This is a genomic window from Halomonas sp. Cn5-12, assembly GCF_021532545.1.
GTDB lineage: Bacteria > Pseudomonadota > Gammaproteobacteria > Pseudomonadales > Halomonadaceae > Vreelandella > Vreelandella aquamarina.
The window spans coordinates 42,072-66,692 of record NZ_JAKGAY010000016.1 but is presented as its reverse complement, the minus strand read 5'-3'; the positions used below and the strand labels follow the sequence as shown (position 1 = coordinate 66,692).

25 protein-coding genes and 1 riboswitch are annotated in these 24,621 nt (G+C 60.3%); of the genes, 2 read left to right on the top strand and 23 right to left on the bottom strand.

Going from position 1 to position 24,621, the window contains the following annotated elements; genetic code table 11:
* Positions 1 to 20 precede the first annotated feature (20 nt).
* From L1249_RS10455 to L1249_RS10345, 23 genes are all read right to left on the bottom strand, one after another.
* Positions 21 to 353: a hypothetical protein gene (locus L1249_RS10455; protein ID WP_235253577.1), complete on the bottom strand. Its 333-nt coding sequence runs from the start codon at positions 351 to 353 to the stop codon at positions 21 to 23.
* Positions 354 to 467: 114 nt separating this feature from the next.
* Positions 468 to 800, bottom strand: a complete 333-nt coding sequence (locus tag L1249_RS10450; RefSeq protein ID WP_235253577.1) for a hypothetical protein — start codon at positions 798 to 800, stop codon at positions 468 to 470.
* 89 nt (positions 801 to 889) lie between these two features.
* On the bottom strand, positions 890 to 1,390 hold the full coding sequence (locus tag L1249_RS10445) for a pyridoxamine 5'-phosphate oxidase family protein (protein WP_029655352.1): 501 nt from the start codon (positions 1,388 to 1,390) through the stop codon (positions 890 to 892).
* Between the two features lie 57 nt (positions 1,391 to 1,447).
* Positions 1,448 to 2,074 (bottom strand): DJ-1/PfpI family protein, encoded by a 627-nt coding sequence (locus L1249_RS10440; RefSeq protein WP_235253576.1) that lies wholly within the window; start codon positions 2,072 to 2,074, stop codon positions 1,448 to 1,450.
* Between the two features lie 77 nt (positions 2,075 to 2,151).
* Positions 2,152 to 2,574, bottom strand: a complete 423-nt coding sequence (locus tag L1249_RS10435; RefSeq protein WP_235253575.1) for a hypothetical protein — start codon at positions 2,572 to 2,574, stop codon at positions 2,152 to 2,154.
* Between the two features lie 93 nt (positions 2,575 to 2,667).
* Positions 2,668 to 3,390, bottom strand: a complete 723-nt coding sequence (locus L1249_RS10430; protein WP_235253573.1) for an LEM-3-like GIY-YIG domain-containing protein — start codon at positions 3,388 to 3,390, stop codon at positions 2,668 to 2,670.
* 103 nt (positions 3,391 to 3,493) lie between these two features.
* Positions 3,494 to 4,405, bottom strand: a complete 912-nt coding sequence (locus tag L1249_RS10425) for a restriction endonuclease (RefSeq protein WP_014706134.1) — start codon at positions 4,403 to 4,405, stop codon at positions 3,494 to 3,496.
* A 79-nt stretch (positions 4,406 to 4,484) separates the two neighbouring features.
* Positions 4,485 to 5,105, bottom strand: coding sequence for a class I SAM-dependent methyltransferase (locus L1249_RS10420; RefSeq protein ID WP_075806983.1), 621 nt, complete (start codon positions 5,103 to 5,105; stop codon positions 4,485 to 4,487).
* A gap of 559 nt (positions 5,106 to 5,664) precedes the next feature.
* Positions 5,665 to 6,276 carry a cob(I)yrinic acid a,c-diamide adenosyltransferase gene (cobO, locus tag L1249_RS10415; RefSeq protein ID WP_235253572.1) on the bottom strand — a complete coding sequence of 204 codons (612 nt, stop codon included), beginning with the start codon at positions 6,274 to 6,276 and terminating at the stop codon, positions 5,665 to 5,667.
* A gap of 19 nt (positions 6,277 to 6,295) precedes the next feature.
* Positions 6,296 to 6,736, bottom strand: a complete 441-nt coding sequence (locus L1249_RS10410; RefSeq protein WP_044629351.1) for a YtoQ family protein — start codon at positions 6,734 to 6,736, stop codon at positions 6,296 to 6,298.
* A 111-nt stretch (positions 6,737 to 6,847) separates the two neighbouring features.
* Positions 6,848 to 8,158 (bottom strand): cobyrinate a,c-diamide synthase, encoded by a 1,311-nt coding sequence (locus L1249_RS10405; RefSeq protein ID WP_235253571.1) that lies wholly within the window; start codon positions 8,156 to 8,158, stop codon positions 6,848 to 6,850.
* A gap of 14 nt (positions 8,159 to 8,172) precedes the next feature.
* On the bottom strand, positions 8,173 to 8,961 hold the full coding sequence (locus L1249_RS10400; protein WP_062360323.1) for an ABC transporter ATP-binding protein: 789 nt from the start codon (positions 8,959 to 8,961) through the stop codon (positions 8,173 to 8,175).
* On the bottom strand, positions 8,961 to 9,932 hold the full coding sequence (locus tag L1249_RS10395; protein ID WP_089675938.1) for a FecCD family ABC transporter permease: 972 nt from the start codon (positions 9,930 to 9,932) through the stop codon (positions 8,961 to 8,963). The genes L1249_RS10400 and L1249_RS10395 overlap by 1 nt, the downstream gene beginning before the upstream one ends.
* Positions 9,932 to 10,822 (bottom strand): cobalamin-binding protein, encoded by an 891-nt coding sequence (locus L1249_RS10390; protein ID WP_054641778.1) that lies wholly within the window; start codon positions 10,820 to 10,822, stop codon positions 9,932 to 9,934. Before L1249_RS10390 ends, L1249_RS10395 begins: the two co-directional genes overlap by 1 nt.
* A 13-nt stretch (positions 10,823 to 10,835) precedes the next feature.
* Positions 10,836 to 12,686 (bottom strand): TonB-dependent receptor domain-containing protein, encoded by a 1,851-nt coding sequence (locus tag L1249_RS10385; protein ID WP_235253570.1) that lies wholly within the window; start codon positions 12,684 to 12,686, stop codon positions 10,836 to 10,838.
* A 140-nt stretch (positions 12,687 to 12,826) separates the two neighbouring features.
* Positions 12,827 to 13,064, bottom strand: a riboswitch (cobalamin riboswitch).
* A gap of 32 nt (positions 13,065 to 13,096) precedes the next feature.
* On the bottom strand, positions 13,097 to 13,528 hold the full coding sequence (locus L1249_RS10380; protein WP_058578360.1) for a bifunctional adenosylcobinamide kinase/adenosylcobinamide-phosphate guanylyltransferase: 432 nt from the start codon (positions 13,526 to 13,528) through the stop codon (positions 13,097 to 13,099).
* Positions 13,480 to 14,115, bottom strand: coding sequence for a histidine phosphatase family protein (locus L1249_RS10375; RefSeq protein WP_233420283.1), 636 nt, complete (start codon positions 14,113 to 14,115; stop codon positions 13,480 to 13,482). The genes L1249_RS10380 and L1249_RS10375 overlap by 49 nt, the downstream gene beginning before the upstream one ends.
* Positions 14,070 to 14,846, bottom strand: a complete 777-nt coding sequence (gene cobS, locus L1249_RS10370) for an adenosylcobinamide-GDP ribazoletransferase (RefSeq protein ID WP_235253569.1) — start codon at positions 14,844 to 14,846, stop codon at positions 14,070 to 14,072. The genes L1249_RS10375 and cobS overlap by 46 nt, the downstream gene beginning before the upstream one ends.
* A complete protein-coding gene (locus L1249_RS10365) occupies positions 14,843 to 15,391 on the bottom strand; it encodes a bifunctional adenosylcobinamide kinase/adenosylcobinamide-phosphate guanylyltransferase (RefSeq protein ID WP_235253568.1) in 549 nt (182 codons plus the stop codon). The genes cobS and L1249_RS10365 overlap by 4 nt, the downstream gene beginning before the upstream one ends.
* Entirely contained in the window at positions 15,375 to 16,487 is a 1,113-nt protein-coding gene (cobD, locus tag L1249_RS10360) for a threonine-phosphate decarboxylase CobD (RefSeq protein WP_235253567.1), read from the bottom strand. Before cobD ends, L1249_RS10365 begins: the two co-directional genes overlap by 17 nt.
* Positions 16,487 to 17,494: an adenosylcobinamide-phosphate synthase CbiB gene (cbiB, locus tag L1249_RS10355; RefSeq protein ID WP_235253565.1), complete on the bottom strand. Its 1,008-nt coding sequence runs from the start codon at positions 17,492 to 17,494 to the stop codon at positions 16,487 to 16,489. Before cbiB ends, cobD begins: the two co-directional genes overlap by 1 nt.
* A complete protein-coding gene (cobT, locus tag L1249_RS10350) occupies positions 17,491 to 18,582 on the bottom strand; it encodes a nicotinate-nucleotide--dimethylbenzimidazole phosphoribosyltransferase (RefSeq protein ID WP_044629361.1) in 1,092 nt (363 codons plus the stop codon). The genes cbiB and cobT overlap by 4 nt, the downstream gene beginning before the upstream one ends.
* A gap of 109 nt (positions 18,583 to 18,691) precedes the next feature.
* The gene (locus L1249_RS10345) at positions 18,692 to 20,200 is read right to left on the bottom strand and encodes an efflux transporter outer membrane subunit (protein WP_235253564.1); all 1,509 of its coding nucleotides are present in this window, start codon (positions 20,198 to 20,200) and stop codon (positions 18,692 to 18,694) included.
* 148 nt (positions 20,201 to 20,348) lie between these two features.
* Here L1249_RS10345 and L1249_RS10340 point away from each other — a divergent pair, with 148 nt between their 5' ends.
* Together L1249_RS10340 and L1249_RS10335 are read left to right on the top strand one after the other, a co-directional pair.
* A complete protein-coding gene (locus L1249_RS10340) occupies positions 20,349 to 21,425 on the top strand; it encodes an efflux RND transporter periplasmic adaptor subunit (RefSeq protein ID WP_052509936.1) in 1,077 nt (358 codons plus the stop codon).
* Positions 21,426 to 21,433: 8 nt separating this feature from the next.
* Positions 21,434 to 24,553 (top strand): efflux RND transporter permease subunit, encoded by a 3,120-nt coding sequence (locus L1249_RS10335; protein WP_235253563.1) that lies wholly within the window; start codon positions 21,434 to 21,436, stop codon positions 24,551 to 24,553.
* Positions 24,554 to 24,621 lie beyond the last annotated feature (68 nt).

Genomic DNA, 24,621 nt, shown 5'->3' with positions numbered 1-24,621 from the left:
GCGATTGTTAGGCACCTGTCTCAATCCTTGAATTTTAGATACAACGTTGCACCACCAACCACGACAGTAGCTAACGTAGCCAACACGCCTACAGCAGCCCCTTTTGCAAAACCGGCTTCGTGGCCACGGGAATACCCTTTTTCCTCGCCTGAATAGTACCCCTTGAGATCTGGGGAGGCGTCTTCTGAAAAAACAAATTCTTCTACTTTTTCTGACACCACGGGCTCCCGCATAAGCCTCTCTAGCAAAGCTTTAGCCGCCTCCGTGGTCATTTCGTTAAGGGCTGCAAATTCCCTCAGGTGCTCATTATTTGAAAGTATTTTTTCAGCCTTCTCTACAACATCTGCACTCATGGTGTCTCCTTTCTATTTTTTATGCCTAACGCCCGCAGCACGCGCGGCTTTGAAATGGAGGCGAAGCCGTAATGGAAAAGACGTCGCCTTGCCTGCGATTGTTAGGCACCTGTCTCAATCCTTGAATTTTAGATACAACGTTGCACCACCAACCACGACAGTAGCTAACGTAGCCAACACGCCTACAGCAGCCCCTTTTGCAAAACCGGCTTCGTGGCCACGGGAATACCCTTTTTCCTCGCCTGAATAGTACCCCTTGAGATCTGGGGAGGCGTCTTCTGAAAAAACAAATTCTTCTACTTTTTCTGACACCACGGGCTCCCGCATAAGCCTCTCTAGCAAAGCTTTAGCCGCCTCCGTGGTCATTTCGTTAAGGGCTGCAAATTCCCTCAGGTGCTCATTATTTGAAAGTATTTTTTCAGCCTTCTCTACAACATCTGCACTCATGGTGTCTCCTTTCTATTTTTTATGCCTAACGCCGGTGGTAATGGGCGCCAACGGAGCGCAGCGTAGTTGGCGTCCCGTTGACCACTTGGTTATGCATGTTCCGGCCACATCCCATCCATCATCACTGGGTAGGTGATTGGCTTGTAGTGGGTAAATTCAATGTCTCGAACGTGGGTGAAGTCACTCCAGAGCAACCTCGCCCCTTTCATCCACTGTGATGGCTTAACCCGTTTTTCTATCTTCTCAATTTCTTCGGGCGTGGCTTCACGCATTCGTCCGACCTTGCCGTAAAGTCTCACGCCCGGCGGAGCAACGAAACGGCCTTTGAGCAGAGATCTTAGCCAAAAGAATCGACCGGCGTTGACTGCCATAATGCAAACATTCGGGTTCTGATCGATGTTTTTACCCAAAGCCTCGGCGTAGTGATCAAAAAAGTACCCGCTTTGATCATTACGAAGGAAAACAGTGCCAACTGGCGTGATGTGGGGTGTGCCGTCGGGGTTAACCGTTGCGATCGAGCAGTAAACCGTCGAAGCCTGACCTTGCTCTAAAACTGACTTTACCTTTTTCCAATCGTCCTTGATGTTCATAGTGTCTCCATTTGTGCATAACGCCGCGTTCACCGGCTTGTCCGGTGCAACGCTTGGTTAGGTGCCTTTGACATAACCAGGTGCTTGCTCGTGGTTTTCAAAACCACCGTATTTGACGGAAGAGGGATAATACTCTGAAGCAAATTGCACTTTCCCAGCGGCAGCTTCACCGTCAACGCTGGCAATAAATGCGAGCATGAGATCAGTGCCAGCAGAGACACCAGCAGAAGACCATATACTGCCGTCTTGAACGTACCGTTCTTCAACAACCGTTACGTCACCAAGCGCACGCAAACGCTCCAAAGAGCCCCAATGGGTCGTTGCCTTCCTTCCCGACAATAGCCCTGCGGCATGCAGAACAAAGGAGCCGGTACAAACGGACATGACTGCCTTGCAGTTCTTAGCTTGATTGACGACGAAATCAATTAATACTGGATTACTAACTTCTAGTCGCGTGCCTTGGCCACCTGGAATTAGCAAGTAGTCAAGTGGAGGGCATGTAGCAAATGAAGCATGTGGGTTAATAGATAACCCCTTTGCGCAAGTGATTGGCTCCATCGACTGGCCCACAATGATGCAGTTTTCCGGGCCGTTGGCATTTTTCCGCCATATCGTAAGCATCTCCCACGGCCCAACAAAGTCGAGTTCCTCGACCTGATTGAATACAAGAATTCCAAAATTCATAGAAACCTCCGATACACCTAACGCTTGCAGCAGGGGCGCGACGGTAGGAGCGTCCCTTGCCTGCACTTGTTACGTATTTAGTCATGGAAGTGCTCCAAACCTGCAGCCTTTATGTAAGGCGCAAGGGCTTCCACGGCCCCATTATTCTTATGCCAAATTATGTATGTGTAGTCCCATTCTTCGCTTATAACACATTCCAAATCTGGAATTACTAAAGTTGTAAATTCTGAAGACTCTTTATTCATGCTTTCTTCACAGGTTGAAAGAACAGATTCTATATCACTAACTCTTTCAAGCGACTGCTTCTCACAGTTTACTACCTCGAGGACGAAAACTTCGGCTAGGCGTCTTAACAGTTCGTTGAATCGAGCCCACTCGTTTTCCGTAACTTCATCCAGCTTGTGATAATTTTCTTTGCCAAGCCAGCCTTTCCAAAGAGATATGAACTCTTTGGAATATTCTGGCCTAACTTCCCAATATTCAAAGTATTCTCTAAACATGATTTCTCGGTGACACGTAACGCTTTGGCTTTGCGGCGCACCGGAGCGCCAGCGTAGGTGCGTCCGACAACAGCCATTTGTTAGAGCATCGCCCTATTTCCATGTATAGCGAATAGGGTTGGCTGTGCCGAAGCGGTATTCATCGGGTATTCGCCGTCCAACATACATGCTCCATACTTCGGGTGGTGCTTCACGACCGCTGAATCCCAGCCTTCCAGGTCGATCAGGGCGACCCGGGAAATTATCGCTTGTAGCTTCCATCCACTTTTCAGGAATGTACGCGCCGCGAATAACTCCCTTTTCAGATGCGAGAACAACTTCTGTTTCTTTCGCCCGTCTTTGACTGAGCTTCCAGGCATATCGTGTCGCTTCATAGAGCGGACGCTCGGATGCACTCCTGTTTACACTGATCAATAGCGCCCGATGCTCAAATACCGCCGGCTCAGCGAGATACTCCCGAACAATCTCATCCGCATGCATTGCACCACGGTCACCGCTCTCTTCCCCACCCATTACATTTGTGAGCCCTGGATACGCATCAATAAGTGCAGCTTCTACCTCTTTCGCCACGGATGGCTCCATTCCGTGCCGATGCACGACATGGGCAACCTCAAAGCCAGCAAGACGGATTTCCCTGATTCTTCTCAACTTATCGCCAACTTCGTCTGATTCTTTCCCCAGTTCGTCACGAATGTGGGAATAAAGACGGTTTCCAACACCCCGACCAACATAAAAAGTCTCGCCATTGCGAGGATCGATAAGCCGGTAAACGTAGTTTTTCAGCTTATCAATTATTTCGGACGGAAATTTATCCAAAAGGACGCCTCGTATCTTCAGTGTGCAGCAGCTCTAACGCCCGGCTCACGCGTCGGTTTGGAGCCGCGAAGCGGCGGAAAACCGGTCGCTGTGCAGCCGATTGTTAAGTTCTCTTCGCAAGCAGCCAACCTATCAAACCTGCGTTTATTACTAAATCGGCTACTCTTGAAATATCCCACACAGCAACCCTTGGATCATCTATGTTCAGGTTCTCGAGATTTCCTGAAAAGGTATGAAAGACAAAATACATCTCGTCATACTGATGGTGTTGGTTGAATATTTCGCGGTAGCTTTGGATTTGATTCGCTGTTGTGGTGGACTTTACCTGGACGAACGCGCGCTTCTGCGTAACAGGAGAAAAGACGTCAAGATCGATATCCTTTTCTGTCTTTCCTAGCACTGATATCCGCTGCCAACCGGACTGGGAAAAAATCAAGTCAATGAGTAGTTCAAAGTCATTCCACCACAGCCCTTTGATAAGGTTTTCAATATTAACCTTCAAAGCTGCCAAAGCTTCTTTCGTTGACTGAATTTCAGGCTGAACTTCGCCGTTAATTTTTCTCAGCAGATATTCTGGAAGCTCGACCCCGCAAATAGTGCCACGATACCCCTGAACCTTCGTAATTCTGCCATCGATATTCTCGATGGAAAGGGGGCTTCCTTTCTTATCGTAACAACTCCAGGAGCCTATGACGTTTCTGATTCTACTGCCATCCTCGAGTTCGTGAACTTCTTTATGAGCATGGCACCAGTACAGCCTTCTCTGGTAAAACGTAATCCAGATATCTGATTCTGAAAGCTCATAAAAATCACGAATCTGATTCAAGTCGCGGCTCGCCGCGCCTTGATTTCCATTTCTAGCAGAAAGCCAAAAATTGCGAACAGTATCCCATTCACCACTTAACGATTCCTGATGGTGTGGGCTTTCGTACCCGAGTCTAAGCGTCTGCTGTTCTTCGATGCAGTGGCGTTCCCACTTCCCGCCGTCGCCTAGTTTTATGTATCGAATCTTCACGGAACTCCCAAGAACTTAACGCCTGAATTAAGCCGCGCCGCGAAGCGGCGTCGGCTTGAATGAATTGTTAGACCACAGATCAGGATGCTGGCCTGCGGCAGTAGCAGTACGTGAACTGTTGGGTCGTCCCGAACGGAGTGTGATGCAACTCTCTGTCGTGCGAGATGAGTTTGAAGCCCTCACCAAACTCCGCGTGAAGTTGAGCTGCGCTGTAGCGCATGACGGGCAGGCCACTGCATTGGAGTGGTCCGTCCTCGGCGAAAGTGGCGACGATCACGTGCCCACCTGGCTTTACCGAGCGAAGCACTGATTTAACGTAGGCATGCCGATCTTCCGGAGCCGTCAGGAAGTGAAATACAGCGCGGTCATGCCATACGTCATATGCATGGAAGGGGAGCTCGGCCCTTGTAATGTCAGACTCAAGCCAAGTAACTGAATTTGCCTTAGTGCCGAGGCGGTCTTTGGCAGAGTTGAGTGCGGCGGAAGAGAGGTCAAGGACAGTGATGCCTTGGTAGTCTCTTGCGAGAAGATCGTCAACGAGAGTGGAGGCGCCGCCGCCGACATCGATAATGGATGCCGTGCGCGGCACTCCAGTTGCTTCAATCAACTGAAGCGAGTGATCGGCGTGCGGCTGATACCAGCTAACGGCGTCGGTAGACTTGGTTGAGTAAACGCGCTCCCAATGCTCTTTTGATTGCATGATTCCTCCGAATTGCCGGCCTGTGGTCTAACAGTGATTATACGCCCTTCCACATAACACTATTGAGCGCGCCAGCATGATTATTGATGTTATATAGCCACTCAAACAGGCATAAACCATTGTTTCTAAAAGACTATAGCTGACTTATGGCAGCATAACCAAAATTCGCGTGCCTGCTGCTTTTTACGGTTTAATCATACTCTATTGATAAATTTGGCTTTGGTCACGTAGATTTTTGGAAAAATTGCGTTGGGTCAAAGGATGGAGTGGTTTGAGGAGTGTGAGTGAGGGGATGTGGCGGGGCCGGGGCGGCTGGGGCCGCCTTCGCGCCGGGCCGCCGCTGCGGGTGGGGTGAGGTTTGGTGGCTTGATTGTCGCGAGCTAAAGCTTCCTGCCACAAGGGTGGGTGGGGTGAGGTTTGGTGGCTTGATCGTCGCGAGCTGAAGCTCCCTCCCACAATGGGGGCTTCGTGCCGGTGTCCGCGGCGGGTGGTTGGGGCTCAGTTCGCAACGTCTCGCACTAACCTGTCACTCCTCTCCCCTTCCACTTTTCGCCTCACTTCAAAGCTCGATGCCTTTCTGAGCTTTAATGCCTTGGTCTTTGAAGGCGTGTTTGACGACTTTCATTTCGGTGACGGTGTCGGCGAGGTCGATGAGGGGTTGGGGGGCGTAGCGGCCGGTGACGATGGCGTGTTGCATGTCGGGGCGGGCTTGTAGGTCGTCGAGGACCTGGTCTAGGTCGAGGTACTCGTAGCGCAGGGCGATGTTGAGTTCGTCGAGCAGTACCACGTGGTAGCTGTCGTCTTGCAGCATGCGCTTGGCTTGTTCCCAGGCGGCGTTGGCGGCGGCGACGTCGCGTTCGCGGTCTTGGGTGTCCCAGGTGTAGCCTTCGCCCATCACGTGGTAGTCCACGTTGGGCAGGTTGCGGAAGAAGGCTTCTTCACCGGTACTGAACGCGCCCTTGATGAACTGTACCACGCCGACCTTCATGCCGTGGCCTAGGGCGCGGGCGAGCATGCCAAAACCGGAGCTGCTTTTGCCTTTGCCGGGGCCGGTGAGCACCAGCAAGATGCCCTGCTCTTTATCGGCGCGGGCAATGCGCTCGTCCATGATTTTCTGCTTGGCCGCCATGCGCTGGGCATGGCGTTCCGGGGTTTTGGCATTTTCGCGCATGGGGTCTCCTTGGGGTGTTTTACGCTTTCAGCACGTAGCGCAGGGTTTCCACGACCTGATCGGTGGTGGTGCACCAGGCTTGCGCTTGGGCGTCGACTTCTTTCAGCGGGTGAACGATCTCTTCGCTGTGCAGCGTGATGTAGGGCTTGGCCAGTGCCGCGCAGTAGCCTGCATCGAAGGCGGCGTTCCACTGCTTGTACTTGTCGCCAAAGCGCACCACCACCAGATCGGCTTGTTCGATCAGGGTGCGGGTGCGAATGGCGTTCACTTTGGAGGACTGGTGGTCACGCCAGAACCCGTTCTCCGGTTTGCCCAGGTGGTCGCCAGCGGCATCAGAGGCGTCGTGGTCGGTCACCGGGGCGGTGAAGACCACGTCCAGGCCTGCGGCTTCTGCGCCGCGCTGGATCTCTTCGCGCCAGTCAGTGTGAATCTCGCCGGAAAGGTAGACGTAAAAGCTCATGGTAGCTCCTTTAGGGTTGGGGAGTGTCTCGCCGCTCTATGATAGCCCACTGCTGCTTTATGGAAAAACCTTCCATATTTTTGGGCTTATAGCTGCGCGCTCCCCTGCCCGTTACTCCGCTAGGTGAATTAGTTGGCCGGTGAAAATATCCGCCACCAATTTAGGCGCGGAGGGAAAGTAGCCGTGGAAATAGCTGGCGATCAGCGCGCCCTCACGGTAGATGGGTTCGGCTTCGCTGCCTGCCAGCTTGCGGGTGCGGGCCAGCGGCTGCATGGAGGTGTCCAGCAGCGAGTGGTGATAGGTGTGGCCGCGCAGTTCGCCGCTTTGGGTGTGCAGGCTTTGCAGCCCAAGTGCTGTCAGCTTACCGGCCATTTTGGCAGTGCCGGGCAGTAGCCCCATCATCGTGTGGCCTGTGCCTTCACCGTCGACCAGCTGCTCGACGCAGCTCATTAGCCCGCCGCACTCGGCGAGTATCGGTTTGCCTGCGCGGTGGTGGGCGCTGATCGCCTCTCGCATCGGTTGATTAGCAGTAAAGCGGGCGGCGTGAAGTTCCGGGTAGCCACCGGGCAGCCAGAGGGCGTCGCATTCTGGCAGTGTAGAATCGTTGAGCGGTGAGAAGAAGTGCAGCGCCGCGCCCATCTCCTCTAATACATCGAGATTGGCGCGGTAGATAAATGCGAAGGCGTCGTCTTTGGCGATGGCGATACGCACGCCGCGCAAATAGTCCGGTGCAGGCGTGGGGGCGTCAGCACTTAGCGATACCTCTTTAGGCAGGCGACCTAGCCCAGCTTCTTCTAACACCTTGGCGGCGGCGTCTAGCTGGGCATCCAGGCCGCTCAGCTCGCTGGCTTGCACCAGTCCCAAGTGGCGGTCGGGGATTTTCATCGCGTCATGACGGGGAATTGCGCCCAGCAGCGCAATGCCTTCCGGCATGCTCTCATTCAGCAGCTTGCTGTGGCCGGGGCTGCCGATGCGGTTGGCGATCACTTCGTGAATAGTGAGATCCGGGTGGTAGTTGGCCAGGCCTTGTGCCACCGCGCCAAAGGTTTGCGCCATGCCCCAGGCATCAATCACCGGCAGCGCGGGGATGCCCGCCAGGATGGCTAAGTCCGCACTGGAGGGTGAGCCATCGAATAGCCCCATGGAGCCCTCCACCAAAATCACGTCAACTTCTTGGGCGGCTTTGGCTAAGCGCCAGCGGCACTCGTGCTCGCCGGTCATCCAGGGGTGAAGCTGATACACCGGCTGGCCGGAAGCGACTTCTTGCACCATGGGATCTAGGTAATCGGGGCCGTGTTTGAAGACCCGCACGGTGCGCCCGGCGTTACGGTGCAGCCGTGCCAGCGCCGCCGTGACCATGGATTTTCCCTGACCCGAACCGGGGGCGCTGATGAGCGCTGCGTGTGCTTTACCTTGCAACATGTCTCTTCCTTAAATCACTCATGGTCGGTAAGGGGTGCCTGGATGGGCACAAACACCGGCGCACCATCCACATCTACCGTAGCCAGCCGCTGTTGGTAGAGCCGCTCTAGGGCGCTGGGCACCAGCATGGTGTCTCGTGGGCCCCAGCAGGCTTCGCCGCTGGGGTATAGCAGCAAAATGTGGTCGCACCAGCGGGCGGCCAGGTTGAGGTCGTGCAGGCACATCATCACCGCGCTGCCCTGGGCGGCCTGTTCGGCCATCAGCGCCATCACCGCACTTTGATGGTGCAGATCCAGATGGTTGGTGGGCTCGTCGGCCAGCCAGAGGCTGGGGGCCTGGGTCAGTACCGTGGCCACGGCCACCCGCTGGCGTTCGCCGCCGGAGAGCGTGTTCACCAGGCGGTCGCGCAGGTGGGCCACGTCCAGCGCGGCCAGCGCGGCCTCGGCGCGGGCGTAGTCGTCGGCACCTTCCATCTGCCATAGGGAAAGGTACGGGTGGCGGCCAATCAGCGCGGTCTCCAGCACCGTGGCGGGAAAGCCATCTAGCCGCTCTTGAAACACCAGCCCTAGGCGTTGGGCCACTTGCCGCCTGCGCAGCTGGCTTAGTGGCGTGTCGCCTATCAGCACCTGCCCTGAACGGGGGGCGTTCAGCCCCGCCAGCGTATGCAACAGCGTAGTTTTACCCGCGCCATTGGGGCCAAGCACGCCCCACACCTGCCCCGGTTCAATGGTGAGGTTCAGCGCCGTGCCTTCGCTACGCCCTGGCACGTTAATGATCAGGTCTTGAGTCGCCAAGCGGGTCATCAGCGGCTCCGGTAGAGCAAAAAGAGGAAGGTGGGCACACCCAGCAGCGCGGTAATCACGCCTACGGGGAGCTGCTCGGGGGCAATCATGGTGCGCGCTAGGGTATCGGCGAGTACCAGCAGCGTGCCGCCTGCCAGGACGCAGGCAGGTAAAATCAGCCGCTGGTCGTTGCCGAGCAGCAGGCGCAGCATATGGGGCACTACTAGCCCCACAAACCCAATGCTGCCTGCGGTGGTCACGGCGGTGGCGGTCAAGAGGCTGGCGGCAATGTAAATTCCCCACTCCAATGGGCGAACATCCACGCCCAGGGCGGCGGCCTGCTGGGGGCCACGGGCCAGTACGTTGAGGCTGCGCCCCAGGGGTATCAGCAATACACAGGTGGCGATTAATAGCAGCAGCGGCGGCCACGGCGCGCGAGCGTAGGATAAATCCCCCATCAGCCAGTAGAGCATCCCCGGCAGCCGCTCGGCAGGGCTTAGCGCGAGCATCAGGGTAATCACTGCGCCCCACCCCGCGGCCACGACCACGCCCGTCAGCAACAGCCGGGCAGGCGTCCAGCCGCCGCTGCCGTGGGCTAGGCCAAACACTAAAAACGTAGAGAGCAGCGCGCCTAAAAATGCCGAACCCGAAATAAGCACACCGCCCATCCCGGCCAACATGGCCGCCAATGCCCCCATCGATGCCCCGCCGGAAAGCCCCAGTACGTAGGGGTCTGCCAGCGGGTTACGCAGCAGCACCTGCATCAAGGCACCGGCCACCGCCAGCAGCCCGCCCACCGCAAAGGCAGAAAGCGCCCGTGGCAGGCGAAGCTCGATCACCATGGTACGCGCCAGCGCATCGCCCTGGCCCTGCACCACCGCCCAGAGCTGCGCTGCCGAAAGCTGCGCGCTACCCACCGCCAGAGACAATAGCATGGCGGCCACGGCGATCAACGCCAACAGACCAAGGGGTTGCCACAGGCGCGCCACCATCAAGAGGCCCCGCGCTTTTGGCGAGTTTGTTCAAGTTTCTCACACAGAATTTGTGCGCCTTCCAACAGGCGCGGAGTGGGCCGCTGAATTAAAGAAGGTGGCACAAAATAGAGGTTATCGCCCGTTACGGCGGCTAAATTGGGGTACTGTTCCCAGTGGGTGAGCCAGTGGCGGTTCTCCTCCCCCATTCCTCCAGCAATAATGGCCTCGGGGTTGGCGGCCAGCACGGCTTCGTCATCCAGTCTTGGCACCAGCCGTTCCAGCTCGCCAAAGACGTTCTCGCCGCCGCAAAGCTCTACTACCTGACCAATCAGATGTTCGTTATTAACGCTCATCAGCGGCTCGTCCCACACCTGATAAAACGTGGGTACCGGGTCGCGCTCCCTGTAGCGGGCGGTGAGCGCGGCCATGCCGTCTCTAAACTCGCTAGCCGCCTGCCGCCCAGTTGGTTCAGTTCCCGCTAAACGGGCCAGTCGCTCAATGGTGTGGGCGACGTCTTCCACGCTACGCGGCTCGATGTAGAACACCGGCATGCCCAGCGCTTCTAGGGTTTCCATCTGCTCGGCGGGGTTACCTGTTACCCAGCCGATGACTAAATCCGGGGCAAGCCCGACCAGGGCCTCTAAATCAATCCGCGTATGGCTGCCCACCGAAGCCACTTCTTGGGCTTGCGGCGGGTAGTCGCTGTAACTCACCACGGCCACGACCTGATCTCCTGCGCCTGCGGCGTAGGTCAGCTCCGTTGCCCCTGGGGAGAGCGTGGCAATACGCCGTGCAGCGTTGTGCAGGCATACTTCGCGGTCACGATCATCCACCACGCAGCGTGAGTGGTCGTGGCCCTGGACAGGTATGGCTATGAGCAAAAACGCGAGGCCCAAGGCCCCGCGCATTAACCCACGTTGGCTACTGGCCAAAGTGAACACTTAAGAACCCTGCTCGGCCTGCGTTGATGTAGTCACGCGAGGTTTCATACTCTTTATCAAAGGCATTTTCTACCGTAACACGGGCCGTCCAAAGCGGTGCAAACTGCCATCCCGCACGTAGATTAACCAACCCATAGCCACCCAATCGCTGAGTATTAGAGGCATTATCATAGCGGTAACCTTGTGCTACTAACGACCCTCCCAATGACCAATCGCCAAGCTCGCGGTCAGCATCTAGCCGCACACTTTGGCTAGCACGGCGGGCTAGTCGATTGCCTGTTTCCTGATCTTCCGGGTCCAGGTAGGTATAGGCAGCTTGCAGTACCCAGTCGTTGACTTCTACGCCGCTTGAAAGCTCAGCACCGCGAATACGCGCATTATTGACGTTTTGTGGCACCCACAAACCGCTTGGCGTCGGCGCCCAGGCAATCAGGTCGTCGTAGTCGTTTTGGAAGACGGCCACGTCCCAGAACCACTGGCTGTACTGGCCGCGAACGCCCACTTCAACGGTTTCAGATTTTTCCGGATTGAGATCAGGGTTGCCAGAGTTCGGCCAATAGAGGTCATTAAAACTCGGGGCTTTAAACGCCGTGCCTATACTGGCGCGCAGCGTATGGTAGTTATCCAGTTCGTAGCCCAGCGCCAGGCTGCCGGTCACTTCATCGCCATACGCCTCGTTATCGTCATAGCGCAGGCTGGCCTGAACAGCGAATGGCGCAAAGTCCAGCAACGCCTGACCAAAGACCGCCTTGTTATCGCGCTTTTCGACATCATAAGGGCCATCCCAAGGCATATCCCCGGTAATACTACCGGCCACGCTATCGTTCAGATACTCCGCGCCGACAATCAGCTCATGCACACCGGCACTCAAGGTATTCTCCCAGCGAGCCGTGCGTGTCTGGGTGTCGAGAATAGAGCCCCAGTGGTGGTTGACGCTCTCATCGCGTGCTTCACTAAGCGTCAAGCGGCTACGCCAATTGTCGGTAATTGGCAGCTCACCATAAATGCCTGCGACCTGCTGCACATAGTCCGTCGTAGCCAAACTACCACTTTCATCATACTCAGTGGTGCCACGCGCCCTCAGCGCCAAAAAACCGACTTCCGCACCGCTATCGAAGGTATGTGACATGCGTGCCAGCGCCGAGGTATTGTCATAGCCCATATCCTCGCCGCCCTGGCGTACCGGCTGGCCGTCGGTATTGAAATGGCTACCGGCAAAACTGTAGCGCGTGCCGCCTTCGCGTCCAGAAATACCGGCACTTACCCGCTGGGTATTGAATGAACCACCGCCGATGGAAATATTGGGTTGCGGGCCTTGTTCGTCACCATCAGGGGTAAAGAGCTGTATCACGCCGCCAACGGCATCCGCGCCGTAAAGACTACCCCGCGGGCCGCGCACGATTTCCGCGCGGTCAAACATACGAGGATCTAAATACTGAAAAGCGGCACTACCCGCTGTGGCTGAACGCAGCCGAATGCCATCTATCATTAGCACGTTTGCATCGCCGGGCGCACCACGCAAAGAAACGCTGCCGCTTTTACCAAAACTGCCGTTGCTGGTGACATCAACGCCCGGCTGGCCGCGTAGAAGATCGGTTAGGCTGGTGGGGTCTTGGCGGCGAAAAGTAGCTTCATCCAGCACGCTAACGGATGAGAGGCTTTCATTGGCGGTGCGGGGCGCTAATGCAGCGGTGACAACGACAGGATCAAGCGCCGCTAATTCCGTGGTCGCTTCGGCGTACTGGGCCTGGGCTGAAAAGGAGATGGCCAGCGGCAGTGCTGCCATCGCAAATGCCGCCCGTGTGGCGGTGGTGTGAAAACGGTGGTTCATGAAAGGTCCCTTGCTCACTGTGCTCACCCGCACAGCGTGTTTTTAGTGACCGGGCAGGGGCACACAAGGGAAAGCATCGGCTGAACGCCTCTGGTATTCGCCCTGCACATGCCCTCCGCATGCCGGTAATCTTTGGCTTTTTTAGTCGTCACTCTTAGGCCGGTCTCCGGGCTGACGAGCGAAAGAAGGGGCGGCTTAACGTAAGCGCCATACCTTTCCGAACGACCACCTTCCCATGCGTAAGCACAGTGGCGTCTCTAGCCGTTCTTATCTCGATCACCGTTGCGGGGGCAGCGTTGGATTCACAAAAAACGTTCACCAACTTCCCGTTTAATTGATGGCGTTAGTGCCACCAGCACCTGAGAGTGCGCGTAAACTAGCAACTTGTTAGAGGTTGGTCAATTTACCGTCTAGCCTTTCAGCGCCTGTAATAGGCCGTGGCGCACGTACCATACCTGCTCAGCGTGGGCGGCGGCATCCTGGGTGAACCAGCCGTTTAAATCGCGCAGGCGGCGCTGGTCTCGGGCGATGGGCACCAGGCCACGACCCAGTTCGTTGGCAATAATCACCAGCGTGACGTTATCCTCTGCGGCGGTTTGGTTTAGGCGCTGTAAATCTTCCCGCCACTGGGCTCGCCACTCGTCGCTGCTGAAGTCAGAATCCTGCGCGGCGGTGAGCCACTCAAACAAGCCGTGGAGCACCAGCGGCGTATTCGGTAGCATGACGTGGGCGACCTCATGAAGGCGCTGGCCAGGGGCTAAGCGCCACCATACCGCACTGGGGAAGCGTTGTTTTACAGCGTCGCGCTTACCTGCACTGGCACCGCCGATGAATAGTTGCATTGCCATTCTCCTTTTCCATCCTCACCTGCCTGATACGCGAGCTGCCAGCGCCGTCCTTGGGCCTGATGCACAATTCCCTCCCAAAAATCGAGGGTTTCAAAACGGCGGCGTAGCTCACGAATCACACCGCCGTGGGTCACCACTAACACTTTTTGATAGCCATACTGCTGAGTGTGTGCCGCGACATCGTCGAGCCAAGCATCTAGACGTTCGCGCAGCTGGCCAGAAGACTCTCCACCGGGAATTTGCAGCTCTCCGGCGCTATCAATCCAGGCGCGATAGTGCGGCAATTCTTTTAATTCATCGTAAACCTTGCCTTCGTACTCGCCAAAATCGAGCTCCCGTAGGCGCGGTTCGGCATAGACGGGTATACCCGGTTTTGCTGCTTGTGACCACGCCAGCGTTTGCTGGCAGCGGCCAAGGTCACTGGCATAAATCGCGTCAAAGCGTTCATCCATCAGGGCTTTCCGAAGCGTTAGCAGCCCTTCCTCCGCATCGGGAAACAGCAGCGGAATATCCCGCTGGCCCTGGTAACGGCGCTCTAAATTCCAGGCGGTGATACCGTGACGAACTGCCACCAACTCCACATTAAGACCAGTAGCCAAAGCTCTCCTCCTTCAATGGTGGCACCGACCATATCGCCGTTAATGCCGTTAAATAGACGCAGCAGTGCCGCACGCGTCAGCGCTAACCAACACGCGACTGCGACCAGCCATAGCGCCATCGCGGGCCATACCAACACCAGCGGTAGCAGCGGCACCAGCGCTAGCCCAACATCGCGGCAGCTGAGCGACTGCTGCCAGCTCCAGGCCAGGCCGCGTGAGTGGGCGCATGGGGTCAGTACAAGTAGCGCGACTCCCGCCCAACGCCCCAACGCGGGCACCACCATCAGCCACCACAGCGGCGCGTGATACTGCAGCAGCGCCCAGAGCAGCACGCCCTTCCAGGCCAGCAAAAACAGCAGCGCTAACATACCGAAGCTGCCGATTTGTGGGTCTTTCATGATCTCCCAGCGCCGTTCCAGCGGCTGGTTGCTGCCCAACGCATCGGCCAGATCCATCACGCCATCCAAGTGCAGGCCACCGGAAATGGCCACCCACAGGCTAAGCAGTACCAGCGCCGCGATGGGCGATGGGGTTTGCCACTGGCCCAACAGCAGGGCGACACAGGCCAGCAGCGCCCCCACCATCAGGCCCACCAGCGGGTAGGCGCGAATGGCCCAGCGCCGGGTGGCCGGTGTCCAGGGGCAGGCAACGGGGAGCGGCAGACGCGTCAGAAACTGCAGCGCCAGCAGCATGCCGTACAGAGCGTGTTTCATGGTGCGCCAGCCGCCTTCCATTCGATGGACTGCCCGGCCACCACCTCCACCACCCGGTCGGCCTGGGCCGCCAGCCAGCGGTGCAACCCTTGCAGGAATTCCACGTAGCGCCACACCTCTGCCGAGGCAGGCAGGAGCGCTTCGTTGAGATCGTTGGAGACCACCACCAGCGTCACCCCCCGGCGGCGGGCATCGTGAAGCGCACGCACCAACAGCGCAAAGGCTTCTGTTTCACTGACCGGTGCGGCGTCCTCCTGAGTATTGAACATCACCTGGCTGGCCCAGAGGGTCAGGCAGTCCAACAGGGCGGCATGGCCGTTGGACACCTGGGCCACGGCCTGTTCGATGTTGAGCGGGGCTTCCAGGGTGACCCAGTGGTTGGCGCGGCGGGCCTGATGATGGCCTACCCGTTCGGCCATTTCGCTATCGTAGATGTCGGCGGTGGCCACGTAGTAACACGTCTTGCCGTCGGCGTACTGCTGAACACACTGCTCCGCCACCAGGCTCTTGCCCGACCGAGCCCCTCCACTAACAAAGACAATCATTCAGCACCTTTGACAACCGATCATTGGTCACACCATCACGTAGCGCCAGCCTTAGCCAACCACCCTTCAGGCCAGCAAAACCATGGGTATGTCGCGCCAGCATACCTTGGTGAAGCAGGCGCTCAAGCAGCACGATACTGGAAATGCCCCGCTGCCGCTGGGCGGCCCCAGGCCGCACCAGATGAAAGCAGCTGTGGCTGGGCACCACCTCCAGCCCCAGCGCGGCCAGGGCAGCGCCCATGCGTGGCTGCTCACGGGCCAACCACTGGTGGGTACGCCGGGCAAAGCCCTCATCCGCCAGCAGCGGCGGCACCAGTTCAGCAGCCAGATGATTGACGCTCCAGGGCGGTTGCTGCGCCTGAAGCTGAGCGATACGCCCCACATCGGCCAGCACGTAGCCCAGCCGCAGGCCCGGCAGGGTAAAGAATTTGGTCATGGAGCGCAGCAGAATCAACGCCGGGTAGCGTTGGAGCAGCGGAGTCAGCGGTGCAGCCTCCAATGCCAGGTCGATGAAGGCTTCATCCACCACCAGCGAGGCCCCCGGTTTCAAGGCGTCCAGCAGCGCCTCGATAAGCGCCACGGGCAGCAGCGTGCCGGTGGGGTTGTTGGGGCGGCAGACGAACACAACATCAGCGCTGGCTGCCGCCTGCAGCAACGCGGCCGCGGGCGGGTCGAAGGTGCCCGGCAACAGGCCAAGCTCGCTGATGCGCACACCGTGGGCGTTGCAGGCCCGGGCATACTCGCCAAAGGTAGGAGTGACGATCAGCGCCTGCTGGCCAGCGTGGTGCGCCGCCGCCAGAAAGATGGCTTCCGCACCGCCGTTGGTGAGCAGTACCTGCCCCGGCTCCACGCCTGCGTGTTCGGCAATCGCCTGCCTGGCGGCGCGGTAGTCCGGTTCGGGGTAGCGGCCCAGCCCAGCCAGGCGCTGGGCCAGGTAGCCGGTTACCCAGCCGGGCGGGCCCAGCGGGTTCAGGTTGGCGCTGATATCTTCCAGCGGGTGGTCGGCAGGCAGGCCAAAGCGCTGCAGCAGCGCGGCGGCCTGGCCACCGTGGCTTGGCCAATGGTCGAGGGGTAGGTTGCCGGGCTGGCCGCGCATCACCCGGCCCCCGTAGCCATCACGAGGCACAGCTGCAGGAAGAGCAGCAGCAGGAAGAACATCAACCAGGCCCCGTGCATCAGCCAAATCGTGGTAGTGATGTGGCTGGCTTTCAGTAAATCATGGGCGGTGCCCAGCGTGGCCCGGTGTGATACTTGCCCCTGGTAGACGTTGGTGCCGCCCAACTGGACGCCCAGCAAATTCGCCACCATCGCCTCGGGCCAACCCGCGTTGGGGCTTGGATGGCGGGGCGCTTCGCGCCAGGTGGCCGCCAGGGCGCCCCGCCAGCGCAGAGGTGAGCGGTGAAACACCCCATACAGCACGCCCGCCAGCCACAGGCACAGGGCGGTCAGCCGGGCAGGCAGCCAGTTGGCAAGGTCGTCCAGCCTGGCCGAGGCGTAGCCGAAGTCGCCGTAGCGCTCGTTCCGGTAGCCCACCATGGAGTCCAGCGTATTGATGGCCTTGTAGGCCAGCGCCAGCGGCGCGCCCCCCAGCAGCGCAAACAGCAGCGGCGAGGTAATGCCATCGACGGTGTTTTCCGCCACAGTTTCCACCGCGCCCCGGGTAATCTCGGCTTCATCCAGAGCCTGGGTATCACGCCCCACCACTCTGGACAGCGCCTGCCGCGCGCCGGGCAAATCGCCCTGCCGCAACGGGGCGGCAATGGCCCGCCCGGCATCCGCCAGCCCCTTGATGGCCAGCGTGGTGGCCAGCAGCCACAGCTCGGCGGCCAGCCCCAGCCAGGGGTGCACCCACGACAACAGCGCAAGCCCCAGCCAGGCCACCGACAAGGTGCCCAGCACCACCACCAGGGTAAGGCACCCGCCCAACAGGCGCCGCCGCTGGGGGCTGCCTTTGTTCCAGCGGTGCTCCAGGGCGCTAATCGCCTTGCCGATGATCACCACCGGGTGGGGCAGCGCGCGCGGGTCCCCCACGATCAAATCGATGACGATGGCCAGCGCGACCCATCCGGCCAGAGCGGGCAGGCTCAGCAAGTCGAGGCTCATGGTGCCTTGCCACTCACCCCCGCCTGGGAGAACGTGGCCATGTCACTGAGCATAGCGGCGGCAGCCTGTAGCAGCGGGTAAGCCAGCGCCGCCCCACTGCCCTCGCCCAGGCGCATTTCCAGGGCCAGCAGCGGCTGCGCCGCCAGGGCTTCCAGCGCCAGGACGTGGCCCGGCTCCGCCGAACGGTGGCCAAACACCAGGTAGTCGCACAGTGCCGGGGCCATGCGGCAGGCGGTCAGGGCCGCCACCGTGGCAATGAAGCCATCCACCACCGCAGGCACGCGGTGGGCCGCCGCCGCCAGGTACGCACCCGCCATGGCGGCAATTTCCAGGCCGCCCAGCTTGCACAACACCTCCAGCGGGTCGTCAGGATTCGCCTGGCGATTGGCCAGCGCCCGCTCGATAACCGCCGCCTTGTGGGCCTGCTGGGTGCTGTCGATACCGGTGCCCGCCCCCACCATCTGGGCGGCAGGCACCCCTAGCAAGGCCGCCAGCATGGCGCTGCTGGCGGTGGTGTTGGCGATACCCATTTCGCCCACGATGAGCCCATTGGCCCCCGCCTGTACGGCCCGCTCGACCGCTGCCATGCCGGCCTGCATGGCCTGGCGCGCGTCGTCCAGCGGCATGGCGTCGTGGTGCAGCATGTTGGCCGTGCCCGAACGCACGCGGGCATCGGTGGCTCCCGGCAGCGGTCGCGGCGACGCCACACCGACATCCACCACGTCCACCCGAGCTCCCAGCTGGCGGGCAAACACGTTGATGGCCGCGCCCTGCTGAACGAAGTTGGCGACCATCTGCGCGGTCACCTCCTGTGGAAACGCCGACACGCCTTCAGCGGCCACGCCATGGTCGGCGGCAAACACCACCACGGCAGGGCTATCCACCCGAGGGCGGGCGCTGCCCGTGATGGCGCTGAGCTGAATCGCCAGCGCTTCGAGCCTGCCCAGGCTGCCGGGCGGCTTGGTCAAGGTATCGAGGTAGGCACGAGTGCGCTCAGCGGCGGCGGCATCGACGGGGCCGATATCAGGCAGCCAGGGGTAAGCGGCAAGGGAGTCAGAAGCGGCAGCAGAGGACGCGCAGGGAGGCATGGCAGCTCCAGTGGCAGCAAAACCAGAGATGAAGTGATCGCAAGCGCAGCATGGTAACAGATGCGGGCGGCCAGCGGAGCCGCCCGGGCTGTGGTTACCGTACCGGCAATCAGTAAACGGGGGTTTCCTGCCAGCCACCCCCCAGCGCCTTGAACAGCGTGGCCGTGGCCGCCAGCTGTTCACGGCGCGCACCGGCCTGGGCCAAACGGGCCGAGAGCAGGTTGCGTTCGGCGTCCAGGCGCTCCAGCTGGCTCACCTGCCCCTGGTCGTACATCAGCACGGCCAGCTCCCGGGTACGGGCAACGGCCTCCAGCTGTTCGTCGATGGCGGCCAGCCGTCGCTCGCTGAAGTCGTAGCTGTAGAGTGCATCGCGCACTTCGTTGAAAGCGGTCAGCACGGTCAGGCGATACTGCGCTTCGGCCTGTTCGGCCAGCGCTTCGGCGCTTTCCACCCCGGACTGGCTACGACCGAAGTCGAACAGCGGCCCCATCACCGAGGCCCCGACGCCCCAGGTGCGGGCCACATCGCTGAACAGATCACTGGTGCTGGCGGCCGCAGTGCCCAAAAAGGAGCTGAGATTGAGCGACGGCAGGCGGTTGGCCTCGGCCACGCCGATCTGGGCGGTGGCCGCGATCAGCGCCGCTTCTGCCGAGCGAATGTCGGGCCTGCGCTGGAGCATCGCCGACGGCATCACGGCAGGTATGCCCACCGGCTGGGCCAGGTCATCCAGCCGCGACGTGCCGGTGTCCAGGGTAGTCAGCAGCTCATCAGGGGACATGCCCACCAGCGTGCCCAGGGCCCCGCGCAGGGTTTCCACCTGCTGCTTGAGCGACGGCAGCTCTGCCTGCAGGTTGCGCCACTCGGCTTCGGCCTGGCGCAGTTCCAGTTCGCTGATGTCGCCATGCTCGAAGCGCAGCGCCTGAAGGCGATAGGTCTCCTGGTACGCGGCCAGGGTCTCCTCCATCAGCGCTTGCTGGGCTTCGGCACTTTTCAGGCTGACGTAGGTGGTGACCACGTCACCGATCACGCCCAGCTCGGCGGCGTCTCTGGCAAACAGGCTCTCCTGCAGGGCGGCCATGGCCGCAGCGCGCTGGTTGGCCAGCCGCCCCCACAGGTCGATTTCATACTCCAGGCTAGCGGCCAGGGAGTACTGGTTGTTGGTGGAGGTCAGCAGCTCCTGCACGGACTGAACATCGATGGGCAGCAGCTCCTGCACGGGCTGAACATCGATGGGCAGCGCCGCCCCCGGGGTGCGCTCACGGTTGGCTTCGGCCTGATAGCCCACGGTGGGAAAGCGCTCGGCATCGGCAAACCCCAGCTGGGCCCGGGCCTCGCGAATGCGCGCCAACTGAATCGCCAGTTCGAGATTGTCTTCGCTGGCGCGCTCGACCAGCCGGTTCAGCGCCGGGTCTTCGAAGCGCTGCCACCAGCGGTGCCAGTCGTCACGGGCCTGCTGCTCCAGAGTGATATGGGCAGGCCAACTCTCCGGCAGCTCAATGTCGGGCGTTTGATACTCCGGGCCGACCGCACAGCCTGCCAGCAGCAAGGCCAGCGCCGAGGCAGTGGTGAACGGTTTGAGGCGGGGGCCCCACGGGTGATTCCTGTGCACGCTGATCATCCTTGCAGTTCGGGTGAATACCGATTTAGGGCGGCGTTTAACCAAACACCTGTTCGAAGTGGCTAAGAGTACCTATTATAGGGGGCTGACGAAACAGGGGATACATCACACCACCGTGATCCCCCATTGACTTGCAGGGAGGCATTGAATGAGGTTCATCCGCAAGGGGAAGTGGCTACCCACTCTGGCCGGGTTGCTGGCATGCGTGACGTTATTGGCAGGTTGCAGAGACGCCGAAGAGCCCCCCGAGCCTCCGGCTCAGGTGGTCAAACTGTTTGAGACTGGCCAGCAGCAGGCCTTTTCGGGCCGTCGTTTTGTGGGTCGCGTCGATGCCGTGAGCACCGTCAATCTGGCCTTTCAGGTGGGCGGCCGCCTGACCACCTTTCCAGCCGTACAGGGCACCACGCTGGCCAAAGGCGAGCTGATCGCCCAGCTCGATCAAACCGATTACGCCTTGCAGGTGCGCGCCGCGGAAGCGGAATTGTCCCAGGCCCGCCAGCATCTGCAGCGGCAGGAAAATCTGTATCGCCATAACGCCGTCTCCGCCTCGGTGCTGGAAGCGGCCCGCACTGATGCCGAGCTGGCCGCTACCCAGCTGGAGAGCGCCCGCCAGGAGCTGGCCTACACCTCATTGTACGCGCCCTTTGATGCGCTGATTGCCCGCCGCCTGGTGGAAAACCACACCACGCTGCCGCCCAATGCCGAAGTCGTCCGTATTCAGGACATCTCGGAGCTGCGGATTCGCATCAACGTGCCCGAAGCGCTGATGCAGCATCTCGATGGCGAACACGGTTTCAACGCCGAAGCCGAGATCGCCACGCTGCCCGGCGAGCGCATTGCGCTGGAGTACCGCGAACACATCACCGAGCCCGATGAGGTCGCCCAGACCTATCAGGTGGAGTTCGCGCCCGCCCAAGGCGAGCACCTGGTGGCGCTGCCCGGCACCACGGCCACCGTGTTCATCGAGCCCGCCGAGCGGCTGGTGTCCGGGGTGATGATGATTCCAGCCAGCGCCCTGGACACCACCGAGAGCGGTGATTTTCGCGTGTGGGTCTACGACCCCGACGAGGGCACGGTATCGCCCCGGGAGGTCACCGTGGGTGAGCTGAGCGACGACGCCGTGATGCTGGTGGCAGGCGTTCAGCCTGGCGAGTCGATTGCGGCGGCCGGGGTACACCTGCTGCGCGACGGCATGCGCGTCAAACCGCTGGATAACGCCCTCTAGGAGCCGCCATGAACATCGCCAAGCTGTCCATCGAACGGCCTCTCAATACCTGGCTGATCGTGGTGATCTGCCTGTTGGGCGGTATCTGGGGATTCAATACGGTGGGCAAACTCGAAGACCCCGCCTTCACCATCCCCAACGCCATCATCAACACGCCCTACCCCGGCGCCACCGCCGTTGAAGTGGAAGAAGAGGTCACCGAACGTCTGGAGCGCGCCATCCAGGAGATGGAGCAGATCGACGTCATAGAATCGAAGTCGCTGCCCGGGCGCTCGGAAATCCAGGTGGAAGTCCACTCCAGCTACCGCAGCCACGAACTGCCACAAATCTGGGATGAGCTGCGCCACAAGATCAACGATGCCCAGGGGGCCCTGCCCGAGGGGGTGCTGGGCTCCCAAGTCAACGACGATTTCGGTGAAGTGTACGGCCTCTTCTATGCGGTCACGGCCGATGGGTTCACCACGCGGGAGATCCGCGATATTTCGACGTTTCTTCAGCGCGAGCTGCTGGCAGTACCCGGCGTGGCCAGGGTGACCACCGCAGGCGAGCGGGAAGAGACCATCTACATCGACATCTCCAACGAGCGCCTGACCACCCTGGGCATTCCCATCAATCAGGTCATCAACACCATCCAGACCGAAAACGCCGTGGAAAACGCGGGCAGCCTGCGGGTAGGGGAACGCCAGGTGCGGCTGGTGGCGCGTAGCGACATCGACAGCACCGCGCTGATCGAAGCCATCCGCATCGGCCGCCCCGGCACCACCGAACAGGTGTCGCTGATGGATATCGCCACCGTCTACCGCGAGCCCAGCGACCAGCCCAACCAGCTGATTCGCTATAACGGCGAGGATGCCTTCACGCTCGGCATTGCGGGCGCCGCCAACGACAACATCATCGAAGTGGGCGAAGCCGTCGAAGCCCGCATGGAAGAGCTGAAAAGCCGCCTGCCGCTGGGCGTAGAGCTACATCCTCTCTACGAACAGCACCATGTGGTCAACGATGCCATCAACGACTTCCTGCTCAACCTGGCCATGTCGGTGGCCATCGTGATCGGGGTGCTGTGCCTGGCCATGGGCTGGCGCATCGGCGTGGTGGTCGGCAGTACCCTGCTGCTCACCGTGCTGGGCACCCTGCTGTTCATGGGGCTGTTAAACATCGAGATGGAGCGTATCTCGCTGGGGGCGCTGATCATCGCCATGGGCATGCTGGTGGATAACGCCATCGTGGTCGCCGAAGGCATGGTCACCAACATCAAGCGCGGCCAGCGCGCCAAGGAGGCTGCAGGCAGCGCCGCCAAGCGTGCCCAGCTGCCGCTACTGGGCGCCACGGTGATCGGCATCATGGCCTTTGCCGGTATTGGCCTGTCGGACGATGTCACCGGCGAATTTCTCTACTCGCTGTTCATGGTCATTCTGGTGTCCCTGATGCTGAGCTGGCTGCTGGCGATCACCGTCACCCCGCTGTTTGGCTACTACCTGCTGCGCCAGAAAGGCGACGACGAGGATCAGCCCGCTGACGAGCAGCAAGCAGACGAGCACCAGGACGAAAACGAGAACGACGACGAGCCCAGCAAGCGCGAGCTGTACGGCGGCCTGCTCTATCGCGCCTATCGCCGGGTGCTGCTGCTGGCGCTGGGCATGCGCATCGTCACCGTCAGCGCGCTGGTGCTGATCACCGCCGTGTGCCTGTGGGCCTTCAGCCTGATTCCCCAGTCGTTCTTTCCGGACTCCAACACGCCGCTGTTCTTCGTCAATGTGGAGCTGCCCCAGGGCACCGACATTCGCTCGACCGCCGACTACGCCGCCGATATCGAGGCGTATATCCTGGAGCAGGAGGACGTGGTATCGGTGGCCAGCTTCATCGGCCAGGGCGCTACCCGCTTCATGCTCACCTACGCCCCGGAGCAGCCCAACACCGCCTATGCCCAGTTCATCGTGCGCACCGAAGACCTGGACGCCATTCCCGCGCTGGACCAGCGCTTCTACCGAGAGCTGAACGAAGCGTTTCCCAGCGCGCAGGTACGCACCCAGCGGCTGCAGTTCGGCCCGGGCGATGGCGCGGGCATCGAAGCGCGCTTTCAGGGGCCCTCCCCGGAAGTGCTGCGCTCGCTGGCCGACCAGGCCCAGCGCATCATGGCCGACAGCCCCTACCTGATCGACCAGCGTACCGACTGGCGTCAGCAGGAGTTGGTGGTGCGGCCGCGCATCAACGAGGAGCGCGCCCGCATTGCCGGGGTCAGTCGTGAAGACATCACCCAGACTCTACAGTTTGCCTCGTCGGGCATTCGGGCAGGCACCTACCGTGAAGGCGAGCACCTGCTACCCATCGTTGCCCGCCCACCGGCGGCCGAGCGGGACGATGTGGCACTGCTGGAAAACCGCAACGTGTGGAGCGCCGCGCAGCAGCGCTTCGTGCCCATCAGCCAGGTGGTCTCCTCCTTCGATACCGATAGCGAGGAAGCGCTGATTCAACGCCGCAACCGGGTGCGCACGTTGACCGTCGGGGCCGACCCCGCCGAGGGCTATACCGCCGCCCAGGCCTTCGGCGGCATTCGCGAAGAGATCGAGGCCATGACGCTGCCACCGGGCTACCAGCTGAGCTGGGGAGGTGAACACGAGGATTCCGGCGATGCCCAGGAGGCGCTGGCCCAGCAGTTGCCCATCAGCCTGCTGGTGATGCTGCTGACCTCGATTTTGCTGTTTGGCAAGCTCAAGCAGCCGCTGATCATCTGGCTGGTGGTGCCCATGTCGGTGTGTGGCGTGGTGATTGGCCTGCTGGTGACCGGCCTGCCCTTCTCGTTTACCGCCCTGCTGGGCATGCTCAGCCTGTCGGGCATGCTGATGAAAAACGCCATCGTGCTGGTGGACGAGATCGATGGGCAGATCAAGGAGGGCAAGGCGCGCTTTTCTGCTCTGGTGGACGCCAGCATCAGCCGCTTGCGGCCGGTCTTCCTGGCCGCTGGTACCACCATCCTCGGCATGCTGCCGCTTTTGGCCGACGCCTTCTTCAACAGCATGGCGGTGACCATCATGGGCGGCCTGGCGTTTGCCTCGCTGCTGACGCTGATTGCCGTACCCACCCTGTATGCCATGCTGTTCCATATCAGCAGCGACGAGGTCGACTCCTGAGCAGGCGCGTTCGGCCCATGAGCGCTTTTTGGCTATCATGGGCTGGACGCTGGGATCATCCGACTCAT

Coding starts and splice junctions, on each gene's coding strand:
- cobD (WP_235253567.1), bottom strand. CDS start 16,487: ATGCGCGGCCAGCCCGGCAACCTACCCCTCGACCATTGGCCAAGCCAC.
- L1249_RS10335 (WP_235253563.1), top strand. CDS start 21,434: ATGAACATCGCCAAGCTGTCCATCGAACGGCCTCTCAATACCTGGCTG.
- cobS (WP_235253569.1), bottom strand. CDS start 14,846: ATGAAACACGCTCTGTACGGCATGCTGCTGGCGCTGCAGTTTCTGACG.
- L1249_RS10340 (WP_052509936.1), top strand. CDS start 20,349: ATGAGGTTCATCCGCAAGGGGAAGTGGCTACCCACTCTGGCCGGGTTG.
- L1249_RS10445 (WP_029655352.1), bottom strand. CDS start 1,390: ATGAACATCAAGGACGATTGGAAAAAGGTAAAGTCAGTTTTAGAGCAA.
- cbiB (WP_235253565.1), bottom strand. CDS start 17,494: ATGAGCCTCGACTTGCTGAGCCTGCCCGCTCTGGCCGGATGGGTCGCG.
- L1249_RS10380 (WP_058578360.1), bottom strand. CDS start 13,528: ATGCAACTATTCATCGGCGGTGCCAGTGCAGGTAAGCGCGACGCTGTA.
- L1249_RS10410 (WP_044629351.1), bottom strand. CDS start 6,736: ATGAGCTTTTACGTCTACCTTTCCGGCGAGATTCACACTGACTGGCGC.
- cobT (WP_044629361.1), bottom strand. CDS start 18,582: ATGCCTCCCTGCGCGTCCTCTGCTGCCGCTTCTGACTCCCTTGCCGCT.
- L1249_RS10385 (WP_235253570.1), bottom strand. CDS start 12,686: ATGAACCACCGTTTTCACACCACCGCCACACGGGCGGCATTTGCGATG.
- cobO (WP_235253572.1), bottom strand. CDS start 6,276: ATGCGCGAAAATGCCAAAACCCCGGAACGCCATGCCCAGCGCATGGCG.
- L1249_RS10450 (WP_235253577.1), bottom strand. CDS start 800: ATGAGTGCAGATGTTGTAGAGAAGGCTGAAAAAATACTTTCAAATAAT.
- L1249_RS10435 (WP_235253575.1), bottom strand. CDS start 2,574: ATGTTTAGAGAATACTTTGAATATTGGGAAGTTAGGCCAGAATATTCC.
- L1249_RS10420 (WP_075806983.1), bottom strand. CDS start 5,105: ATGCAATCAAAAGAGCATTGGGAGCGCGTTTACTCAACCAAGTCTACC.
- L1249_RS10365 (WP_235253568.1), bottom strand. CDS start 15,391: ATGATTGTCTTTGTTAGTGGAGGGGCTCGGTCGGGCAAGAGCCTGGTG.
- L1249_RS10405 (WP_235253571.1), bottom strand. CDS start 8,158: ATGTTGCAAGGTAAAGCACACGCAGCGCTCATCAGCGCCCCCGGTTCG.
- L1249_RS10390 (WP_054641778.1), bottom strand. CDS start 10,822: ATGCGCGGGGCCTTGGGCCTCGCGTTTTTGCTCATAGCCATACCTGTC.
- L1249_RS10440 (WP_235253576.1), bottom strand. CDS start 2,074: ATGAATTTTGGAATTCTTGTATTCAATCAGGTCGAGGAACTCGACTTT.
- L1249_RS10400 (WP_062360323.1), bottom strand. CDS start 8,961: ATGACCCGCTTGGCGACTCAAGACCTGATCATTAACGTGCCAGGGCGT.
- L1249_RS10395 (WP_089675938.1), bottom strand. CDS start 9,932: ATGGTGGCGCGCCTGTGGCAACCCCTTGGTCTGTTGGCGTTGATCGCC.
- L1249_RS10455 (WP_235253577.1), bottom strand. CDS start 353: ATGAGTGCAGATGTTGTAGAGAAGGCTGAAAAAATACTTTCAAATAAT.
- L1249_RS10345 (WP_235253564.1), bottom strand. CDS start 20,200: ATGATCAGCGTGCACAGGAATCACCCGTGGGGCCCCCGCCTCAAACCG.